Source organism: Acinetobacter beijerinckii CIP 110307, assembly GCF_000369005.1.
Taxonomy (GTDB): Bacteria; Pseudomonadota; Gammaproteobacteria; order Pseudomonadales; family Moraxellaceae; genus Acinetobacter; species Acinetobacter beijerinckii.
On the sequence record NZ_KB849765.1, the window covers coordinates 1,513,847 to 1,532,756 of the forward strand.

The window sequence follows — 18,910 nt, forward strand, 5'->3', positions numbered from 1 at the left end:
ACATTAATTTGGTTTTAATTGAGTCTTTATTTTAACCTTTTATTGTTCTATTTAAATATTTATTCATAAGCTTATTTTTTCTTTTAATAGTTAATTAATTTTTTATATTTTAATGAGTGTTTTCTTGCGAGTAAGAATCAATATAATTTTTAGTTAAATATAATGTAGTGGTTTTGCAGATTAATGATATTAGTTTAACTGTTTAGGTGGATGAAATACCATCTAATTTGATTAAAATTGCACTGTAATATAGCATTGATATTATAAATATATGGTATTTTTACATTTTATTTGATTGTTTTTTGGTCAAACTAAAAAGTAAATATTTCAATTAAAATAAATATTATCAAATGCTTATATTGTTATTGTTTGTATTGTTGATTTTGCTGTATTTTTCATGTGAATGAATGTGTGAATTATTATAATTAAATTAAATGCAGTGTTTATTTTCAAATCGCATAGAATCACCGCTGGGTTAGGAATTAACCATTCACAATATTTATATGCTAAGGATTGCTTAAAATGCTTACTTTTTTAGGTATTAGCATGATCATGTGCTTTATGTACTTGATTATGACGAAACGTCTTAGTGCATTAGTTGCATTAATTTTAATCCCGTTTATATTTGCAATTATTGCTTGGGGATTAGGTTTTTATTTTGAAAGTTTGAGTCATATTCAATTAGCTGAACTTGGCAATACCATGCTAGATGGTATTAAAAAACTTGCTCCTACAGGCGTAATGCTGCTTTTTGCAATTTTGTATTTTGCTCTCATGATCGATACAGGATTGTTTGACCCTTCGGTAAGATGGATTTTAAAAAAAGTAAAAGGCGATCCATTAAAAATTACAATGGGAACAGTATTCCTGACCTTACTTGTATCTCTAGATGGTGATGGCTCAACAACATACATGATTTGTGTGGCTGCAATGATGCCGCTGTATAAGCGTGTAGGTATGAATCCGCTCATCATGACCTGTTTGATGTTGTTGTGTAGTGGTGTTATGAACCTCACACCGTGGGGTGGACCAACTGCACGAGCTGCCAGCGCGCTTCAAGTCGATGCCAGTGAAGTCTTCATTCCAATGATCCCTTCTATGGTAATTGCAGCTGCTTGGTTATTCTTCTTGGCATATTTATATGGCATGTATGAACGTAAACGCTTAGGTGTGATTGAACTGGTTGATATTAGTCATGCAGATGATATTTCGATTTCTAAAGATCCTGAAGCGCAACGCCCTCACTTACGTTGGTTCAATGGTATTTTAACAATTGTATTGATGGCATGTTTGGTAAAAGGCTTTTTACCAATGTCGATTTTATTTATGCTTGGATTCTGTATCGCATTAGTCGTGAACTATCCATGTGTAAATATGCAGAAAAAACGTATTGCGATGCATGCTGACAGTGTTTTAGCAGTGGTTGGTGTTATTTTTGCAGCAGGTGTCTTTACAGGGATTTTATCTGGTACAGGTATGGTTGAAGCCATGTCTAAAGGTTTTGTAGCTGTGATTCCGCCAAGTTTAGGTCCTTATTTGGCACCGATCACAGGCATCCTGAGTATGCCGTTAACATTCTTCATGTCGAATGATGCTTTCTATTTTGGTGTGTTACCGATCCTTGCCGAAGCTGCCTCTCATTATGGAATCTCACCTGTTGAAATTGCTCGTGCATCGATTATTGGACAACCGATTCACTTATTGTCTCCGTTAGTTCCATCAACCTATTTATTGTGTGGTTTGGCCGCTGTTGAAATGGGCGACCATCAAAAATTTACCTTGAAGTGGGCGTTTATTACCTGCTGCGTACTTATGGGCAGTGCTTTAATCTTTGGCGTGTTCCCATTTTATAATATGTAAATCAAATCATGACGATGCTTCTATATTGAGTGAAATATAGAAGCATTTGTATACATCAAATCCCTTTTTTATTGAATTATTTTGCTCGAAAAATAGCAAAGTAGAATTTTTTTGCTCTTTTTTTAAAGACGGTTAGGACGACTAATATGAAGACGAATATTGCATTAGCAACAATTTTAATGCTTGTAACGGGTTCTACATGGGCAGCGCCAAAATTTTACGGTGAAATCGATGCCAGCTTAGATTATTTACCAGAAAACAATGCCAATTCATCTAATCGCGATGTCTGGAAAATTAACAGTAATAGTTCATTTCTTGGGATTAAAGGTGAGGAAAAATTAACTGAAAATCTAAGCGCAGTCTATTTAGCAGAATGGGCATTTTATGCTGATGGAGACAAAAATGATTGGTCTCAAAGAAACCGTTTCCTCGGTTTAAAAGATGATCGCTTTGGTACCGTTAAAGTTGGTAAACACAATACTCCGCTTAAAGATTTATCTAGCCCAGTAGATAGTTTTAATAATTATATTAGTAATAAAGCCGATATTACGGGCATCATGACTGGTGAAAATCGCGTCAATAATGTCGTGGTTTATGATTCTCCTGAAATTGCTCTAAAAGGAGGTAATCTTGAAGCAAGTGTATTGCTTGCAACGGGCGAGAGTCACGGAATACAAGATGATGGGCGCGGTGGTGTCAATGCTGCTGGTCGTGGTTTAGGTGATGCGTGGTCTGCTTCTTTGAGTTATACCCATCCTATGTTTTTAGTGGGTGTAGGCTATGATAAAGCAATTCCAAGTGACTTTTTAGGACACGGTTTACTGAATAGTTCAGATACCCAAACACAAGTTGATGAAGTTTTTGCTGCCGCAAACACACTTAGATTGATTGGACGTTTGAATCCGTTAGAAGGCTTGATTTTGAAAACGCTTTATCAAAACTCAAAGGTAGAAAACAAGCTAGGGAATGATCAAGCGGCAGCAAATATTGATGATGCTCAAGGTTGGCTGATCGGGGCAGAATATAAACTTCCGCAGCAATCTAAATGGACCGTTAAAGCTCAATATAGCCAAAATTCAACCAGTTTTAAAACCAATGATGCTGACTTTGATGCCAAGCAATTTTTAGTTGGTGCTGATTATGCATTCAATAAACAAGTTAAAGCCTATGGTTATGCTGGCTATTCTACTTTTGAACAGTCTACAGCAGAAGACAAGCAACCTGTGGTCGGTACGGGTTTAGAATTTAAGTTTTAATCCTTCGATTTTGAGCCTTGTGAGTGTGATGAATATTTACATTCACAAGGTAGCATCTAGTTTGCCATACATTTTCTAGTCAAATAGATTTAAAAAGGTGAAAATTAAATTAAAAATTCATCATTTTTTCATTTTCTAACTTTATATTAAGGCAACGCTATTGCTGATCGATCTCAATATATGGAAAGAAATAATATGATCTTGGAAGATACAAATATTCATTTATTTCATGTAATTAACTCACTTGCTACTAAGTATCCAATTATTGATCAAATAGCCATTTTTTTAGCGGATGATTTAAATACATTTTTTATAAGTTTTCTGGTTTTTCTATTGGTTGTGCAATGGAAAACATATCACCAAATCTTTACGAAAACATTGTTCATCGTCTTAGTATCGTTAGTTTTAAGTGATCTGATTGAGTTTTTTTATCATCATCCGCGTCCATTTCAGTTAGATTTAGGGCATAAGTTAATTGGTCACGGTTTAAGTTCATCCTTTCCTAGTCAGCATACTTTAACTATGGTGGTCATTGGTTTTACGTATCTTTTTGCTGGTTTTAAATGGATTGGTTACATTGGACTCTCTACAAGCTTAATAGTCGGTTTATCAAGAGTTTATGTCGGTGTACATTTCCCATTTGATGTGGTTGGTTCTTTTCTTATTGGATTTATTTTAGTGCTGTCTACTCGTTACCTGCTGAAAGAGTTAGCGATAAGAATTAGACGAATCAAACCATTACAAGTGATGGATTAAATTTTGAAGTAAAAAAAACGGAGCAATGCTCCGTTTTTTGTTCATGTAGACTGAATATGAAATGGATTCTAAGATTAAACAAAATCAGAGTTATATTTTGTATCGGGTGCTCTTTTCTATAAGATTATCATTGCTTGAGTACCAACTTCTTACTGCTATATCGGCTATAAAAATAAATGCATAACCCCACGACATATAAAACAGCAGAAAGCAAAAGCAGCGAAATACCTGCAGCATAAATGAGCCAAGCCGAATAAATGACAGCAATGGTTGCAATGCTGATGTGCTTAGTGCGCTTATTCTTCAATGATTCTTTGAAATAAAATGCTGATACTAAAAAATAAGGTACTAAAATCATCACCGATGAAATTAATAGTAATTGTGTATAGTTTTTATCAAAAAAGCAGACTGCGATTAAAGAAATTTGCACCACAATTGATGTAAGCCATAACGAAGAAATAGGCACATTATTTTGATTAATCTTTAAAAATATTTTGGGGAACGCATTATGTTTAGCAGCAAGAAAGGGGATTTCCGTCGCATACAGCGTCCAACTCAAATAAGAAGAACTGACAGAAATGATCAACCCTACAGTGATGATAATCATGCCAGGTAAGCCAATCAGTTGCTCTAAGATCGCTGCCATAGATGGATTATGCATACCTGCAATTTCAGCACGACTTGCCACACCATAAGAGAGCACAGTGACTAAAACGTAGAAGCTAAGCGCGAGTAACACACCTAAGACTGTTGCTTTGCCGATATCATTTCTTTTCTTGGCTCTTGATGACAGTACGACAGCGCCTTCAATACCTGTAAATACCCAAAGGGTAATTAACATCAGGTTTCTGACTTGTTCCCAAGTTGTCGTTTGTAAAGAAAAATCAAGAAAATTGCTCTTGAACAGATCAAGTTTAAAAGCAATCAAAGTAAAAATGATGAAGATAACAATGGGAACAATTTTTGCGATCGTAGCAATTAAATTGACCAGCGCAGCTTCTTTTATGCCTCGACTTACTAACCAATGAATCAACCAAACAAAAATAGATGAACCGATCAATGCATAGAGAGTATTGCCTTCGCCAAAATAGATTTGATTTGGACTATCGGTAAACATGCCTACACTAGAAAATGCAATTACCACGTAGCCAACAATACCAATGGTTGTGCAGAGCCAGTATCCCCATGCAGAACAAAACCCAATTAAATCGCCAAAGCCTTCACGTGCATAATTATAAATTCCACCGTCTAAATCTGGACGCTGACGTGTTAAATACAGAAGCGCAAAAGCAAGAAATAAAATGCCTACGCCTGTTATAAGCCAAGCTATTAACAAGGCTTGTCCATTCGCGACAAAAGCCATATTTTGTGGAAGGCTAAACACGCCAGAGCCAACCATTGAACTAAAAACAAGTGCAGTTAAGGAAAGTAAGCCGATTTTTGCTGTAGACATAAGATGAGATTACTTTTTAAAGAAGTTGGAAAGAGCTGAAATATGTTCTGGACCTATGCCACAACAACCGCCGATCAGTGTTGCACCCGCTTGTTCCCATTGCTTGGCAAAGTTGAGATATAAATCTGGATTTAAATCGGCTCTAATTTCATCTAAGCCATCATTAGCCGTTGCTTCGCTGTTCTGAGGTGGAAAAGCGTTGGCATATGCACCCACTTGAATGCTTTCTGGCAGTGCTGTTTTGATTGCTTTAATCGCTTGCAGAATAACCTCAGGTTGGCAGCAGTTGAAAAGAACAGCATCGGCTTTGATACGGCTAAGTAACTCAATCACTTGCTCAATCGTTTCACCTGAACGTAGCAAAGGCTGTTGATTTTGGATTTCATCTTGTAAGGTAAAAGATACCCAAAATTCACGATTATCTTTTGGTAATAAAGCATGCACTGCTTCAACTTCTGCAATACAAGACTGTGTTTCAGCAAGCCAGAAATCAACATGAGGTGAAAGAGTTTCTATAATGGGATGAGCTAGTTTTTCTGCTTTATCTTTTTGAAAAAGATCAGCTCGATAAGAACCAAAAAGTGGTGGGAGACACCCCGCAATTAACACATTTTTATCACTTTCAATCACCGCTTGTTTGGCTTGATCTACAGCAATTTGAACCAGCTGTTTTACCTCATTTTCGAAACGTTCTTCGCCAATATGAAACGGTACAACAGCATAATTATTGGTGGTGATTACATCAGCGCCAGCATGGATAAAGTCTAAATGTACCTCTTTTACAATTTCTGGCGCTTCGGTTAGGGCTAAAGCCGACCATTCAGGTTGACGAAAAGGAGCACCACGACGAGCAAGTTCTCGTCCAAAGCCGCCATCTAATATTTTCATAATTTAACATCGAAATAATATACAAGTGTATTAATTATACTTGAATATTCAATTATTAAGTGAGTAAAAACAGAATCCTATTGCTTGGTTTTTCATATAATTAAAATCATTTTTTCTTATGAATATTTTGTATTTTTAGTAGTAGAAAATGAATATGTTTCGATCTTTAAAAATAAATGCAATCTATTCATAGTTTTATATTTCTATGCGCGCTGTTTCAATGAAAAGAGGATCTGTTTGATGTGATTGAATTATTTAAATATAATTTTTACAGATTATTTTTATGCGTTAAATACTTAAAGACATAAGTTCGGAGAGGAGAAGAATCAAGGCAAAGCAAATATTTTAATGCATAGAAATGTCGATTTTGAATGAGATTTCATCGGGGCAAATTTATAAATTTTTTACTGGATAGATAAAATAATTTACATAGTCTTTACGTTACAATTATTACTGTATTCACTACGCTAAATAGATCGAAATAACTTAGGTCTACAGCCATGAGTGCTGCGCTAACTGAGATAAACTCTGCTATCAGAATGAATAAAAATATTCATCCATTCATTACTCAAACACCGCAAGAAAAAACGGATCAAAATCATTTATTTATCAAAGAAGTAGAACGATATTTAGAGTGTTATCCCGATACTAAACATATTGATATTTTTCTTTATGATCTTAATGGGCATCTGCGAGGTAAAAGAATTGATATCAGTTGTCTCAGAAATTTAGCTAAAGGCTGTTATTTGCCGCTGTCTATTTATGCGATGAGTTTGGATGGTCGGGTGATTGAGGAAACGGGGATAGGTAAGTTTGTAGGTGAACCAGATTATTTATGTTTGCCCGTGTTGGGGTCATTATGTCCAAATCCGATTGAACCACAGATCAATGCGCAACTACTCTTGACTATGAAAGAGGAGCACTTGCAAGAATGTCGATATGAACCACGCAATATTTTAAAGAAACTGCTGCATCAGCTACATGCCTTAGATTATTTCCCATGTGTTGCAGCCGAGCTTGAATTTTACTTACAACCCTTATCTCAAGAATCCCAAAAATCTGCATTATCCAAACAATGTTTCGACTTAAATCCAGATGAAGCTATTCAAGCTTTATTGGATGAAATTGAAACCATTTCAAAACGACAAGGTATACAAATCACAGGCATTGTATCTGAGTCATCGTCAGAACAGTATGAGATCAACATACAGCATAGTGATAATATTTTGAGCTTGTGCGATCAAATCATGATGTTAAAGCGTAATATTAAACAAATTGCAAACAAGCATGGGTTTAGAGCAAATTTTTTAGCGAAACCTGACCTGCACAAGGCTGGGAATGGTATGCACTTTCATATGAGTCTACTTGACTCAAATAAGCAAAATATTTTTAGTTGTTCTGCGGGTGATTTTACTAAACCCTTATTAAGTGTTATCAGTGGTTTGATATATTTTATGCCAGATTCGATGGCAATTTTGGCACCCAATCTCAATTCATATCGCCGTTTTAAATTAGGGCATCATGTACCCTTAGAAGCTAATTGGGGCTGGAACAATCGAAATGTTGCTGTCCGTATTCCGTGTGCTGATCCAGAAAATCAGAGAATTGAATATCGTGTTGCGGGAGCAGACTGTAATCCTTATTTGGCATTAGCGATGATTCTAATGGGGAGTTTACATGGCTTAACTCATATATCAGCCATACCAAAATCTGTGAATCAACCCAAGCTTCAAACTGAGCATAACTTTCTTCCCACAGAACAAATAGATGCCCTAAAGCGCTTTAAAAACAATCATTGGATGAAACAGTATTTAAATTCTGATTTTGTAGAGTTATGGTGCACGGTAAAACAGGCTGAGTATCAGCATATTTTTAGTCAAATTACGGATGTTGAAAAAAGTTGGGATATTTGAACCATAACTATTGGTAATACTGCGATATAGCAGATGATTAAAGGCTTCAATTTGAACAGAATTATATAAATTGAAGTCCTGTTTCACTATGAATTAAAAATAATTTGTACTGATATATTAGATGAATAGTATTAGTCTCACTCAGTGTTATAGCTTGAAACGTACATTAGCTTTCTAAGTGTGAGTTTTAAAGATAGATATTACTTATGCCAATCAGCCCATCTCATGCCGAGAGGGACAATATTTTATTCAACATCAACGTGATATAAATGAATATTTTAGGTGTTTTTTGTTTGAGGTATGAACTCCGTTAAGGACATAAAAAGTCTTTATAGGACAAATAAGCCCATCAACTTAAAAACATATTGACAGCATATATGCTAGACGATAATTTAATTACTAGTTCCAATTTGGAACTTATTAGTAACTGTAAGCCAATTCATATAATTTCTTATTAGCTGGCTTGGGTAAGGATAAGAATTTTTAGAATCTGTTATTGATTGCCTGCTATTTCTATAGGTGAGGAAAGCCGTGATGCTAAATGATGTAAATACAATTACTGTGCGTCAAACACAATTCAAGCCTGAGAAAATTAAAGCTCATTATACTGAATCCACTTTGATGTCACATTTTCTCACTGCATTGTCCATGAGTTTTCCTCAGGGTGAACGTTTTTTTGTAGAAACCGTCCGAAATGTGCGTAATCAAATCCATGATGAACAACTACAAAAAGATATCTCAGGTTTTATTGGGCAAGAGGCGCATCATGCGCGAGCACATGAGCAGTTTAATCAACTGGTACAAAGCAATGATTATCATCTAAAAAATTTTGAAAAGGCTTATGAGCAGGAAATGATCCGCTTAAGAACATTGAGTCAGCGTCGCCAATTGGCAGCAACGGTTGCACTCGAACATTTTACGGCGATGATGGCAGGCTATATGCTTGAGTATCCCAATATCATGTTTAAAGGTTTATCTGAAAACATGAAGAATCTTTGGCTTTGGCATGCTGTTGAGGAAATCGAACATAAGCATGTAGCATTTGATGTCTATCAGCAGGTTTTTGCTAATTTAGCTCAACGTCGTAGAAGTATGCGTACAATTACAGTGGGATTTATTAGTAGTACCATAGTGATGACCAGCCATCTGGTCTGGCAAGATCGAAAGAATACCTTATATTCCCCTAAGCAAGTTTTAAAAAATACGCAGACCCTTTTAGGGCTCACACAAATGATGTGGCGTTTGTTGCCTGACTATTTAGCATTTTATAAAGCAAGTTTTCATCCATCTGAGATTGATCAACAGGATCTATTAATTAAAGCTAAAGCATTATTAGTTAGGTAATTTACTGATTGATATTTAAAAACTTAATCATGTTGAATGAGTCAATCAGTAGGTTGGAGCTAAGAGAGATTTGGTGATTAAAGAGGGAATATTTGCTCTCATTATTTTTAAAATATTTAGCATTTGAGAAGAGGTAAACTATTTATAAATCGTTGAAATAACTTTGTGCTGTTTAGCGCTTATTGACTATAGTCCCCAAAATCTTTATTAAATTGATTTTTGAACATTTAAAAAGGATTACATAAAACCACAAAATGGTGCGTTCAGCTGGAATCATTTTTATATATTTTTTTGAATTATTTACGATGAAAAAATGAAACTACGATTTATATAATTAGCCAATCACTAATGCTTTAGTGATAGATCAAATAGCTTTATTTCATAAATAATTCAACAATGTTTTGTTGACTACTGTTTGTTACACAATATTCATGTTTCAGATAATAAATGATGTCGTACAAACTTAAACCATGACTAGTTTTTTTCTTTGAAAGTGAAGTTTAGTTATAAATCTATTACATTAAGAATATAGACAATGTAGTCTACTGTTTATAAAATGCGCGAAATTTAAGCCAATATTCAAAAAAGATGTTCAATAATATATTTCAAGCTTTAGAGAGTTTAGGTCTTACCGCACAAAAACGTGCCATTCATATCCAGTTTTCCAATCAAAAATTAAATACACAAATCTTTTTGCAACGTATCGATGGCCAACATCACCTCAATGAAGGCTTTAAAGCAGAACTGATCTGCCTATCCACCAATGCCACCATTCCCTTAAAACAATTCATTGGTAGTCAGGTTGCGATAGATACAGTGACCGATCAAGGTCAGTTGACTCGTGTCACAGGCATCATCATCCAAGCCCTACAAGGACAATCGGACGGCAGCTTAACACTATATAAACTGACCCTCGAAGACCCCACCACACTATGGAAACAACGCCGTAACAGCCGCGTATTTATGAATAAAAGTGTGCCTGATGTAGTGGAAATCATCTTCAAAGAGTGGCAACAAAAAAGCCCACTGTTTGCTTCAAGCCTAACTTTAGATTTAAGTGGCCTCAGCCAAGACTACGATGTCCGCCCATTCATCATGCAAGCCAATGAAAGTGACTATGACTTCCTAACCCGATTAATGCGCAGTGAAGGTATCAATTGGCTAATCGATGAAGCCGAGCGAATTGTTGCACTCAGCAGCGCTGCTATCCAAGCACAAAAACTTCGACTCATCGATGACAATAGCCAATACCAAGCACTCGAACGAAGACAGATTCGCTACCACCGCAGCAGTGCTACAGAACAATACGACAGCATGACCAGTTTGGTCGGGCAGCGTTCACTACAACCCAGTAGTGTACATGTACAACGCTGGCAAGCCGATGCCTTAGAACAAGAAGAAGGCGCAGGCAGCGTCCAAAGTACCCATCTACACAGTGAGCAACATAACAATGCCAGTCTAGGACTAGAACAAGCATGGCACTTCTCACCCGCATGGATGCAAGACTTGAATGGTGAAGATGGATCAACTCAATCAGGCAATGCTCAAATTGAAAAAATCAATCAGAACCTCAGCCAATACTACGACTTACAATCCAAACAATTTATAGCCCAGACCACCGTTCGAGATACCCATGTCGGTTACTGGTTTGAATTGATAGAACACCCTGAAATAGATCAACACGATGGAGCAGACAAAGAGTTCCTCATTACAGGCAAGCAATTTTATAACCAAAACAACTTACCGAAAGACTTGAACCAACAGATTAATCAACTATTAGCGCAAAGCAATTGGCAGCCAACCCAACCAAATAACACCGAAGAACGCCAAGCCAACCAGTTGACACTACAACGTCGCAATATCAAAACCGTACCCGAATATTACCCATTACAACACCGTCCAGCAGCTTCACCACAACGTGCCAAAGTGGTTGGGCCAAGTGGTGAGGAAATTCATGTCGATGAATGGGGTAGGATAAAAGTAAGATTCCTATTCACAAGAAATGAAGACCATAGCCACGATGGCGGTGCAGGCGCGAATAATAACGACACCGATTCAGCGTGGGTGGATGTACTGACTCCATGGGCAGGAGAAGGCTATGGTGCACGCTTTTTACCGCGTATCGATGAAATCGTAGTGATCGATTTCTTTGATGGAAATATTGATCGTCCATTTGTCACAGGACGGATTCATGAAGCACACCGCAGCCCGACCAAGTTCGATAACTCAGGTAAGCTACCTGATACCAAGAAACTGGCAGGGATCAAGTCCAAAGAATATCAAGGCGAAGGTTTTAACCAACTACGCTTTGATGACACCACTGGTCAAATCAGTGCACAACTACAAAGTAGCCATGCAGCCAGTCAGCTGAACTTGGGTAAACTGAGTCATCCCAAAGACAAGGCTGAAAGCGAAGACCGTGGAGAAGGCTTTGAACTGCGGACAGACCAATGGGGAGCAGTACGTGCAGGACAAGGTTTATTGCTCAGCACCCACTCCCAAGAACAAGCACAGGGTGATCACCTTGATGCCCAATCCGCCAAGCAACAACTGCAAGGCAACCAAAACAATGCCAAAGCCCTGAGTGAAGTGGCGAAGAATCAGCAGACCGATGAGATTGAGTCGATTGAGCAGTTAAAAGAATTTGCAGAACAGATTGAAGCAAAAATAGCTCAATTCAAAAAATCATTATTATTACTAAATTCACCTGCGGGCATAGGTTTAAGTACCAATGAAGACATTCATTTATCGGCAGATGGGCAAATTAATCAGATTGCAGGGGAAAGTATCAATCTAAGTACGCAAAAGAATCTAGTTACGCATGCGCAAAATCGAATCAGCCTGTTTGCTGCGCAGAATGGGATCAAGCAGGTGGCTGCCAAAGGTAAGTTTGAAGCCCATGCGCAGTCGGATGGCATGGATTTGCTTGCTAAGCAAGGCATTCAGATTATTTCGACCGAAGACAGCATTGAGATTAGTAGTCCAAAAGAGATTGTGATTACTGCGGGTGGTTCACAGATCAAGCTCAATGGTTCAGGTATTTTTTCAAGCACAGGTGGCAAGTTTGAGGTGAAAGCGGGGCAGCATTTGTTTATGGGTGGGGCAAGTATTTCACCTAATTTGCCAGCGTTACCTGTTCTAAATCTATTACCTAAAGAACTTGAGTTAAAGTATGTCTACGATGATTTAAAGCCTGTAATCCAAGCACCTTATAAATTAATATTTTCAGATGGTACTTCTCAGGAAGGAATTCTTGATGCAAATGGCTATGCTAAGGTATCTATTCCTGGAGATAAAACACAATCCAAAGTTTATTATGGATTTAGTCTCGTAGAAGCAAAGCCTGATAAAGAGAAAGTAGCTAATCCTTTTAAAGATAGGAAAGTTATGAGTGTCGCAGAAGCAGAACAACTCATTGAACAATATAACCAACAGGAATTAGCTACTTTATTAGATGAATATTTTCCTGATGAAATTGAAGAGATGATCAAAGGAAATAATATCGAATATGATGATCATATTAGTGATTATGAAGAACATTTAATTGCATCAGAAAATAATGCAGAGGATGTACTGGAGGATGATGCAGAAGAAATTCTATTGAGCAGCGAGGATTCAACTTCTGGGTTAGGGCTAGGAGATAAACAATGAATACAGCTGTAGCAAGAACAACATCTCAAACAATGAGAGTCACTCAGAAAGGTGAGGAGTCGGCAGCTCAATGGATTAAAGGGGTGCTTGATGGTAGTGGATCAAGCCCGACACAGATTATTGTTGCTGTTGTGATTGGTTGTATCCCTTTTGTTGGTCAAGGGGTAGACGTTGGGAATGTCATTGTTTCTGTAGTGAAGATAGCTGAAAAACCAGAAGAGAAAGATAACTGGTTTGATTTGGTTTTTAATCTTGTGGCATTTATTCCTGTAGCTGGAGATGGGTTAAAAATTGTCTTTAAGCAATTACGCTCAGGTAAAGCGATGGGGGCTATTTTAGATGCGATTCCAAGTAAAACCATGCGAGGGAATGTTGATAAGTGGTTTAGAAACGTAAACTGGAATACTTATACCAAAGAGCTGCAAACGACTTGTAATAAGATTATTGATGGTTTAACTGATGTTTTTGATAGCTGGTTAACTAGAGCTGTATTAGGGCAAGCTAGACTAAAAACCTTGGTTACTCAGTTGAAGCAAATGAAAAAAGTTGCCAATCAAAAAATTGATATGGTAATGAAAGAATTACAGGCTGCACATCAAAAAGCGTTAGGAACACCTTATCCTAATACTACAGCACGAGCTCCAGTTGTGACGACGAGAGCACCCTCAACACCAGCGGCAAAGACCCCTAGACAACCGAATAAACAACCTGCGCCTCACACACCGCCAAATGGTAGCGTACCTAAAAATACCGGTGGAAATACCGCGAATGCTGGTACACAAAATAATTCAACCAAAAGAAAGCAAAGAAAGAGAAGACGACGCTCAAATCAAGAGTTAGGTTCTGGTGGTGAACATATAACGGATTACTACTATGTTAAGCGCATGAAAAGTCGAACTAAAATCAATTTTAATGGTGTACTTTATGAATATCATGATAAAGGTCACAACGGGATTGATCATGTATGGCATAGTGCAAGATTAGGGCATAAATACCGAGTAACCGACAGTAAGGCGACCAATGCTTTAAGTCACAGATCATTGATGACCCCAAAAGCTGCAATGATGGCTTTGAGAATGGGCTTAGATGTTTATATGGCTTCAGACGAAGACGATAAAGTAAAGCGTTCCGTGGGTAGGACTGTGGGAGATGGCGTGCAAATGTCACATCTCTGGGTTTCTAGTAAAATCGAATCAGCAAGAATTATTCCTGCACATGATAGTTTAATTGAAGCTATTGAAGCGTGGAGACGAGTAGATTTTAAGCCATCAACAGAAAGAGTATTTAAAAATGGTAAAAGACAAACAATGGCTGTCCGTTGTCCTTATGATCGCAGTTTAGTAACTATTACTGGAGACAAGTTTGATCATCATCAAAAATGTAAAGGACTTGATAAACCGAAGTGTACACGTACAGTGACAGCACATGGTATTAAATTGGAATTTGTTTTACCAAATGATATGTTGCCGGAGTAAGAAAGTTGAATAACCAAATAAATGATTTAAATATTGATTGGGAACAGTGGTTTAATCAACAAATACTAAATTATGGAAAATATAGAGATAGTTTCTTACAAGAAGATATGTATCAAAGGCGGTTTGATGCTTTTCTTAATGGTGTTTATTCAGTAACTGACGGTTTTCAAAAATATAAGGCAAATGCTAAATCCAGTAAGATGATGGCTGCTGGGCATCAAAGATTAAAAGATGTTTTAAATTTAATGTCATTACAGTACTCTGCTGGTGGTGATATTGCGTTTATTCAGGAGCTTTACCCATATCTTTTAAACTGGACAGAAGAATATGCCGAAATTCATAGTCAATATCATCAAAGCCCTGAGGCAGATGGACGGTATGTTTGGCATATCAGTTTAGGAACAGAAGACTATTGGTATATTGCTTTGCGTCTGATTTGTTTTGGACTGTTGACTGGCTATGCCGATCAGATGGATCGGATTATGCCCATCATTGACTATGTAGAAGCAACACCTGAAGGACAGGAAAAAGATGGATTAATTGAACGTTTAGTTGCTCCTTTTGTTGCAGATCGTGGAACTCCACCAGATGAGGCTAGACGACATTTACCTTATCGTAAGCTGATCAAAGTGTTTAATGCTTCACCTGAAAAGCGTCCAGCTTTAATGCTGCAATACCTAGAAGACTGGTATGAGGCGAGCCGTCGAGAACCTTACCATGATCAACATCCTCAACCAGATATAAGATCTGGAGTTAGCTATTATGGCTATTGGTCATGGGAAGCAGCAGCGGTAACGTGGTTGCTGGATATAGATGATACGTCATATTGTGAACATCAGTTCTATCCAAAAGATTTGGTTGATTTTGCTCGAACACAGTCAAAAGTAGTTCTAGATGATCAACAATTAGAACGCATGAAAGTTAAGGGTGGAGAAGCTTGTATTAAAACAGGTTATTGGAGAACACCAGCACAACCAGATTCACGACAATACTTTAAACAAGGTGAGATTGTTCCTGCACTTATCGAGCTAGATTGGGGGGAGGTATATTGGTATTGGGATGGTGAAAAATAATTTAATCATTTGAGAAAAGCCATCCTCTTTTGGATGGTTTTTTTTACTTTTACTGAATGATAGGTAATAGAAGTAAGAGAATTTAATAGTCAACTAATTGATTTAAATATTGATTTTTATGTGATTGTGTATTCCAGAATAATATTACATAACACCACAAAATGGTGCGCTCAGCGGGACTCGAACCCACGTCGGTCGCTTAGGAGGCAACTGCTCTATCCAGTTAAGCTATAAGCGCATAATTAAATGATTATAAACAAAAAAGTGATTGCCTTAGCAATCACTTTTTGATGAAACCGACTAACTGTGTTTAGCTCTTATTTTTTAGATTTAAAACACGATATAGCACAAACATTAGAACGATCCAGATAGGGATCATTAACACTGATTCTTTAAAACCTTGTTGCCACATGATGTAAAGCACAACTGCAATAAATGCGAGCACAAGATAGTTACTAAATGGTGACCATAGCGCAGGGAAGCTCGTTTTTAAAGCTTTTTGTTTAACCATCGCTTTAAATTTCAAATGCGTTAAGCTGATCATTGCCCAGTTTAAAACTAGAGCACCAACAACAACATACATTAAATGACCCAATGCATCTTCTGGTACAAAGTAGTTTAAAAGTACACATCCGAAGATTAGTAATGCTGAAAGTAAAACGGCTGGAACAGGAACCCCTTGTTTGTTCACTTTAGCAAATACTTTAGGTGCATTACCTTGTTGAGCTAAACCAAACAACATACGGCTGTTTGCATACATACCACTGTTATATACAGATAATGCAGCAGTTAAGATAATGAAGTTAAGCAAATGTGCCGCCCAACCAATTCCCATTTGACTGAAAATCATCACAAATGGACTTTTATCTAAACCACCTAAATCCAACTGATTCCAAGGCACAAGCGATAATAAAATCGTAAGTGAACCGATGTAGAAAATCAGGATACGGAAGACTACTTGGTTGATTGCTTTCGGAATGGTTTTCTTTGGATCATTGGCTTCAGCCGCTGCCATACCAATCAATTCAATACCACCAAATGCAAACATTAAAAATGCCAGCATGTAGAACAAACCATCAAAACCATTTGGGAAAAACCCGCCGTGACTCCAAAGGTTTGTAAATGAAGCAGTAGAGTTGGCATCTGCGGTAAACAGCAAGAATAAACCAAACAAAATCATAGCAACCACAGCGGTAACTTTGATGATCGCTAACCAAAACTCTGACTCGCCGTAGAATTTAACATTGGTTAAGTTGATCGCTGTAATAATAACGAAGAAGAATAGTACTGATTGCCATGCAGCAATATGAGGCCACCAGTAATTGATATATTTTGCGACTGCCGTGAGCTCACTCATCGCCACAAGAATATATAATACCCAATAATTCCAACCAGATAAAAAACCTGGAAATTTACCCCAATACTGATAAGCAAAATGACTGAATGAACCTGCTACAGGCTCTTCAACGATCATTTCGCCTAACTGACGCATGATTAAAAAAGCAATCAAACCGCCAATAGCATAACCCAAAATAATTGATGGTCCAGCAGACTGGATCACTTGCGCAGAACCTAAAAATAAGCCCGTACCAATTGCTCCACCCATTGCGATGAGTTGGATATGGCGGTTTTTTAGTCCACGTTGAAGTTTAGAAGAATCGTTGTTCAAATGATTGAGCTCGACGAGGAATAAGTGGATTATTCTAATAGATTGAAAGATTTTCGCCTAGTAAAAGTACAGGCTTGGTATGACTGGAAAGTTGTTTTTAAAACTTATTTAAAATCCGATATTTGAATGATTAGTAAATTAAAGGTAACTCATTTTTTAAACATTTAATGCACTTTTTTGTTTTAAAAAACCTGAGTTCTTGATTTTAGTGTCATTGTTAAGTTGTTTGCTTTTGATCAATATAGATAACAACTGCGAATGAATCTATTTTGCTATTGCAAAGCAAATAGTCGTATGGCATTTCTCTGCATAGTACGCTAGTTTAGGCTCAACATTTGCTCAAAAGAACATGATAAAAGGATCAATAAACATGAGTTCAGTACCACAAATTAAAGTCCCTGCAACCTATATGCGTGGTGGCACAAGTAAAGGTGTCTTTTTTAAACTGAATGATTTACCAGAAGCTGCTCAGATTGCAGGCAAAGCACGTGATCAGTTACTTCTCCGTGTAATTGGTAGCCCAGACCCATATGGAAAACAAATTGATGGAATGGGGGGGGCGACTTCAAGCACCAGTAAGACTGTGATTTTGGCTAAAAGCTCAGAACCTGAACACGATGTTGATTATCTATTTGGACAAGTTTCGATTGACCAGCCATTTGTAGATTGGAGTGGCAATTGCGGAAATTTAACTGCTGCTGTAGGTTCTTTTGCAATTTCAAATGGTTTAGTAGATGCAGCCCGTATTCCTGAAAATGGGATTTGTACAGTTCGTATTTGGCAGAAGAATATTCAAAAAACCATTATCGCGCATGTACCTGTCACCAATGGTCAAGTTCAAGAAACAGGTGACTTTGAGTTAGATGGTGTGACTTTTCCAGCTGCAGAAGTTCAAATTGAATTTTTAGATCCAGCAGATGATGGCGAAGAAGGCGGGGATATGTTCCCTACAGGAAATGTGGTCGATCAATTAGTTGTACCTGATGTTGGAATGTTCCAAGCGACATTTATTAATGCAGGCATTCCGACTATTTTCCTAAATGCTGAAGATATTGGTTATCAAGGAACTGAGTTACAAGATCATATTAACGGTGATGCCGCAGCATTGGCACGTTTTGAAAAAATTCGTGCTTATGGTGCTGTACAAATGGGTTTGATTAAAGATATTTCTGAGGCAGCGGCACGTCAGCATACGCCAAAAATTGCTTTTGTATCTCAGCCGAAAAGCTATACATCATCAAGTGGTAAACAAGTTGAGACCAATGATATTGATTTATTGGTTCGTGCCTTATCGATGGGTAAGCTGCATCATGCAATGATGGGAACCGCCGCGGTTGCGATTGGTACAGCAGCAGCAATCCCAGGTACTTTAGTTAATTTAGCAGCTGGTGGCGGGGAACGTGAAGCAGTCCGCTTTGGTCATCCATCAGGTACTTTACGTGTCGGTGCTCAAGCTGAGTTGATTGATGGGAAATGGTCGGTGAAAAAAGCGATTATGAGCCGCAGTGCACGTGTATTGATGGAAGGTTGGGTGCGTGTTCCTGGTGATACTTTCTAAAAATATTTGATTTT

At 37.5% G+C, this 18,910-nt stretch carries 12 protein-coding genes and 1 tRNA gene; 9 read left to right on the plus strand and 4 right to left on the minus strand.

Translation table 11 applies throughout. From position 1 onward, the window contains the following. Window positions 1-522: 522 nt before the first annotated feature. The 3 genes from F933_RS12715 to F933_RS12725 all read left to right on the plus strand — a co-directional run bounded on the left by F933_RS12715 (window position 523) and on the right by F933_RS12725 (window position 3,872). A complete protein-coding gene (locus F933_RS12715; RefSeq protein WP_005055786.1) occupies window positions 523-1,860 on the plus strand; it encodes a CitMHS family transporter in 1,338 nt (445 codons plus the stop codon). Between the two features lie 146 nt (window positions 1,861-2,006). Beyond that, entirely contained in the window at window positions 2,007-3,116 is a 1,110-nt protein-coding gene (locus F933_RS12720) for a porin (protein ID WP_005061718.1), read from the plus strand. A 195-nt stretch (window positions 3,117-3,311) separates the two neighbouring features. After that, window positions 3,312-3,872, plus strand: coding sequence for a phosphatase PAP2 family protein (locus tag F933_RS12725; protein WP_005061720.1), 561 nt, complete (start codon window positions 3,312-3,314; stop codon window positions 3,870-3,872). Between the two features lie 127 nt (window positions 3,873-3,999). On the opposite strand, the gene F933_RS12730 is transcribed toward F933_RS12725, so the two are convergent. Together F933_RS12730 and F933_RS12735 are read right to left on the minus strand one after the other, a co-directional pair. Beyond that, window positions 4,000-5,325: a basic amino acid/polyamine antiporter gene (locus F933_RS12730; RefSeq protein ID WP_005061722.1), complete on the minus strand. Its 1,326-nt coding sequence runs from the start codon at window positions 5,323-5,325 to the stop codon at window positions 4,000-4,002. Between the two features lie 9 nt (window positions 5,326-5,334). Then, the gene (locus F933_RS12735) at window positions 5,335-6,213 is read right to left on the minus strand and encodes a homocysteine S-methyltransferase family protein (RefSeq protein WP_005061724.1); all 879 of its coding nucleotides are present in this window, start codon (window positions 6,211-6,213) and stop codon (window positions 5,335-5,337) included. 500 nt (window positions 6,214-6,713) lie between these two features. On the opposite strand from F933_RS12735, the gene F933_RS12740 reads away from it, so the two are divergent. The 5 genes from F933_RS12740 to F933_RS12760 all read left to right on the plus strand — a co-directional run bounded on the left by F933_RS12740 (window position 6,714) and on the right by F933_RS12760 (window position 15,669). Then, window positions 6,714-8,126: a glutamine synthetase family protein gene (locus F933_RS12740; protein ID WP_005061725.1), complete on the plus strand. Its 1,413-nt coding sequence runs from the start codon at window positions 6,714-6,716 to the stop codon at window positions 8,124-8,126. A 534-nt stretch (window positions 8,127-8,660) separates the two neighbouring features. Continuing rightward, window positions 8,661-9,470, plus strand: coding sequence for a metal-dependent hydrolase (locus F933_RS12745; protein ID WP_005061727.1), 810 nt, complete (start codon window positions 8,661-8,663; stop codon window positions 9,468-9,470). Between the two features lie 588 nt (window positions 9,471-10,058). Then, a complete protein-coding gene (locus tag F933_RS12750; protein WP_005061732.1) occupies window positions 10,059-13,121 on the plus strand; it encodes a type VI secretion system Vgr family protein in 3,063 nt (1,020 codons plus the stop codon). After that, window positions 13,118-14,596: a hypothetical protein gene (locus F933_RS12755; RefSeq protein ID WP_005061734.1), complete on the plus strand. Its 1,479-nt coding sequence runs from the start codon at window positions 13,118-13,120 to the stop codon at window positions 14,594-14,596. The genes F933_RS12750 and F933_RS12755 overlap by 4 nt, the downstream gene beginning before the upstream one ends. Before the next feature lie 5 nt (window positions 14,597-14,601). Beyond that, complete coding sequence (locus F933_RS12760) at window positions 14,602-15,669, plus strand: PoNe immunity protein domain-containing protein (RefSeq protein WP_005061735.1); 1,068 nt, start codon at window positions 14,602-14,604, stop codon at window positions 15,667-15,669. Window positions 15,670-15,831: 162 nt separating this feature from the next. Here F933_RS12760 and F933_RS12765 read toward each other — a convergent pair. Both F933_RS12765 and F933_RS12770 read right to left on the minus strand, forming a co-directional pair. Then, a tRNA-Arg gene (locus tag F933_RS12765) sits at window positions 15,832-15,907 on the minus strand. 72 nt (window positions 15,908-15,979) lie between these two features. Next, window positions 15,980-17,338 (minus strand): amino acid permease, encoded by a 1,359-nt coding sequence (locus F933_RS12770; RefSeq protein WP_005055770.1) that lies wholly within the window; start codon window positions 17,336-17,338, stop codon window positions 15,980-15,982. Between the two features lie 370 nt (window positions 17,339-17,708). On the opposite strand from F933_RS12770, the gene prpF reads away from it, so the two are divergent. Further along, window positions 17,709-18,896, plus strand: a complete 1,188-nt coding sequence (prpF, locus tag F933_RS12775) for a 2-methylaconitate cis-trans isomerase PrpF (RefSeq protein ID WP_005061738.1) — start codon at window positions 17,709-17,711, stop codon at window positions 18,894-18,896. Window positions 18,897-18,910: the final 14 nt, after the last annotated feature.

What these genes read in the sequence shown, in the direction of transcription:
- F933_RS12730 (WP_005061722.1), bottom strand. Translation starts at nt 5,325, where the DNA reads ATGTCTACAGCAAAAATCGGCTTACTTTCCTTAACTGCACTTGTTTTT.
- F933_RS12720 (WP_005061718.1), top strand. Translation starts at nt 2,007, where the DNA reads ATGAAGACGAATATTGCATTAGCAACAATTTTAATGCTTGTAACGGGT.
- F933_RS12750 (WP_005061732.1), top strand. Translation starts at nt 10,059, where the DNA reads ATGTTCAATAATATATTTCAAGCTTTAGAGAGTTTAGGTCTTACCGCA.
- F933_RS12745 (WP_005061727.1), top strand. Translation starts at nt 8,661, where the DNA reads ATGCTAAATGATGTAAATACAATTACTGTGCGTCAAACACAATTCAAG.
- F933_RS12735 (WP_005061724.1), bottom strand. Translation starts at nt 6,213, where the DNA reads ATGAAAATATTAGATGGCGGCTTTGGACGAGAACTTGCTCGTCGTGGT.
- F933_RS12725 (WP_005061720.1), top strand. Translation starts at nt 3,312, where the DNA reads ATGATCTTGGAAGATACAAATATTCATTTATTTCATGTAATTAACTCA.
- F933_RS12715 (WP_005055786.1), top strand. Translation starts at nt 523, where the DNA reads ATGCTTACTTTTTTAGGTATTAGCATGATCATGTGCTTTATGTACTTG.
- F933_RS12755 (WP_005061734.1), top strand. Translation starts at nt 13,118, where the DNA reads ATGAATACAGCTGTAGCAAGAACAACATCTCAAACAATGAGAGTCACT.
- F933_RS12740 (WP_005061725.1), top strand. Translation starts at nt 6,714, where the DNA reads ATGAGTGCTGCGCTAACTGAGATAAACTCTGCTATCAGAATGAATAAA.
- prpF (WP_005061738.1), top strand. Translation starts at nt 17,709, where the DNA reads ATGAGTTCAGTACCACAAATTAAAGTCCCTGCAACCTATATGCGTGGT.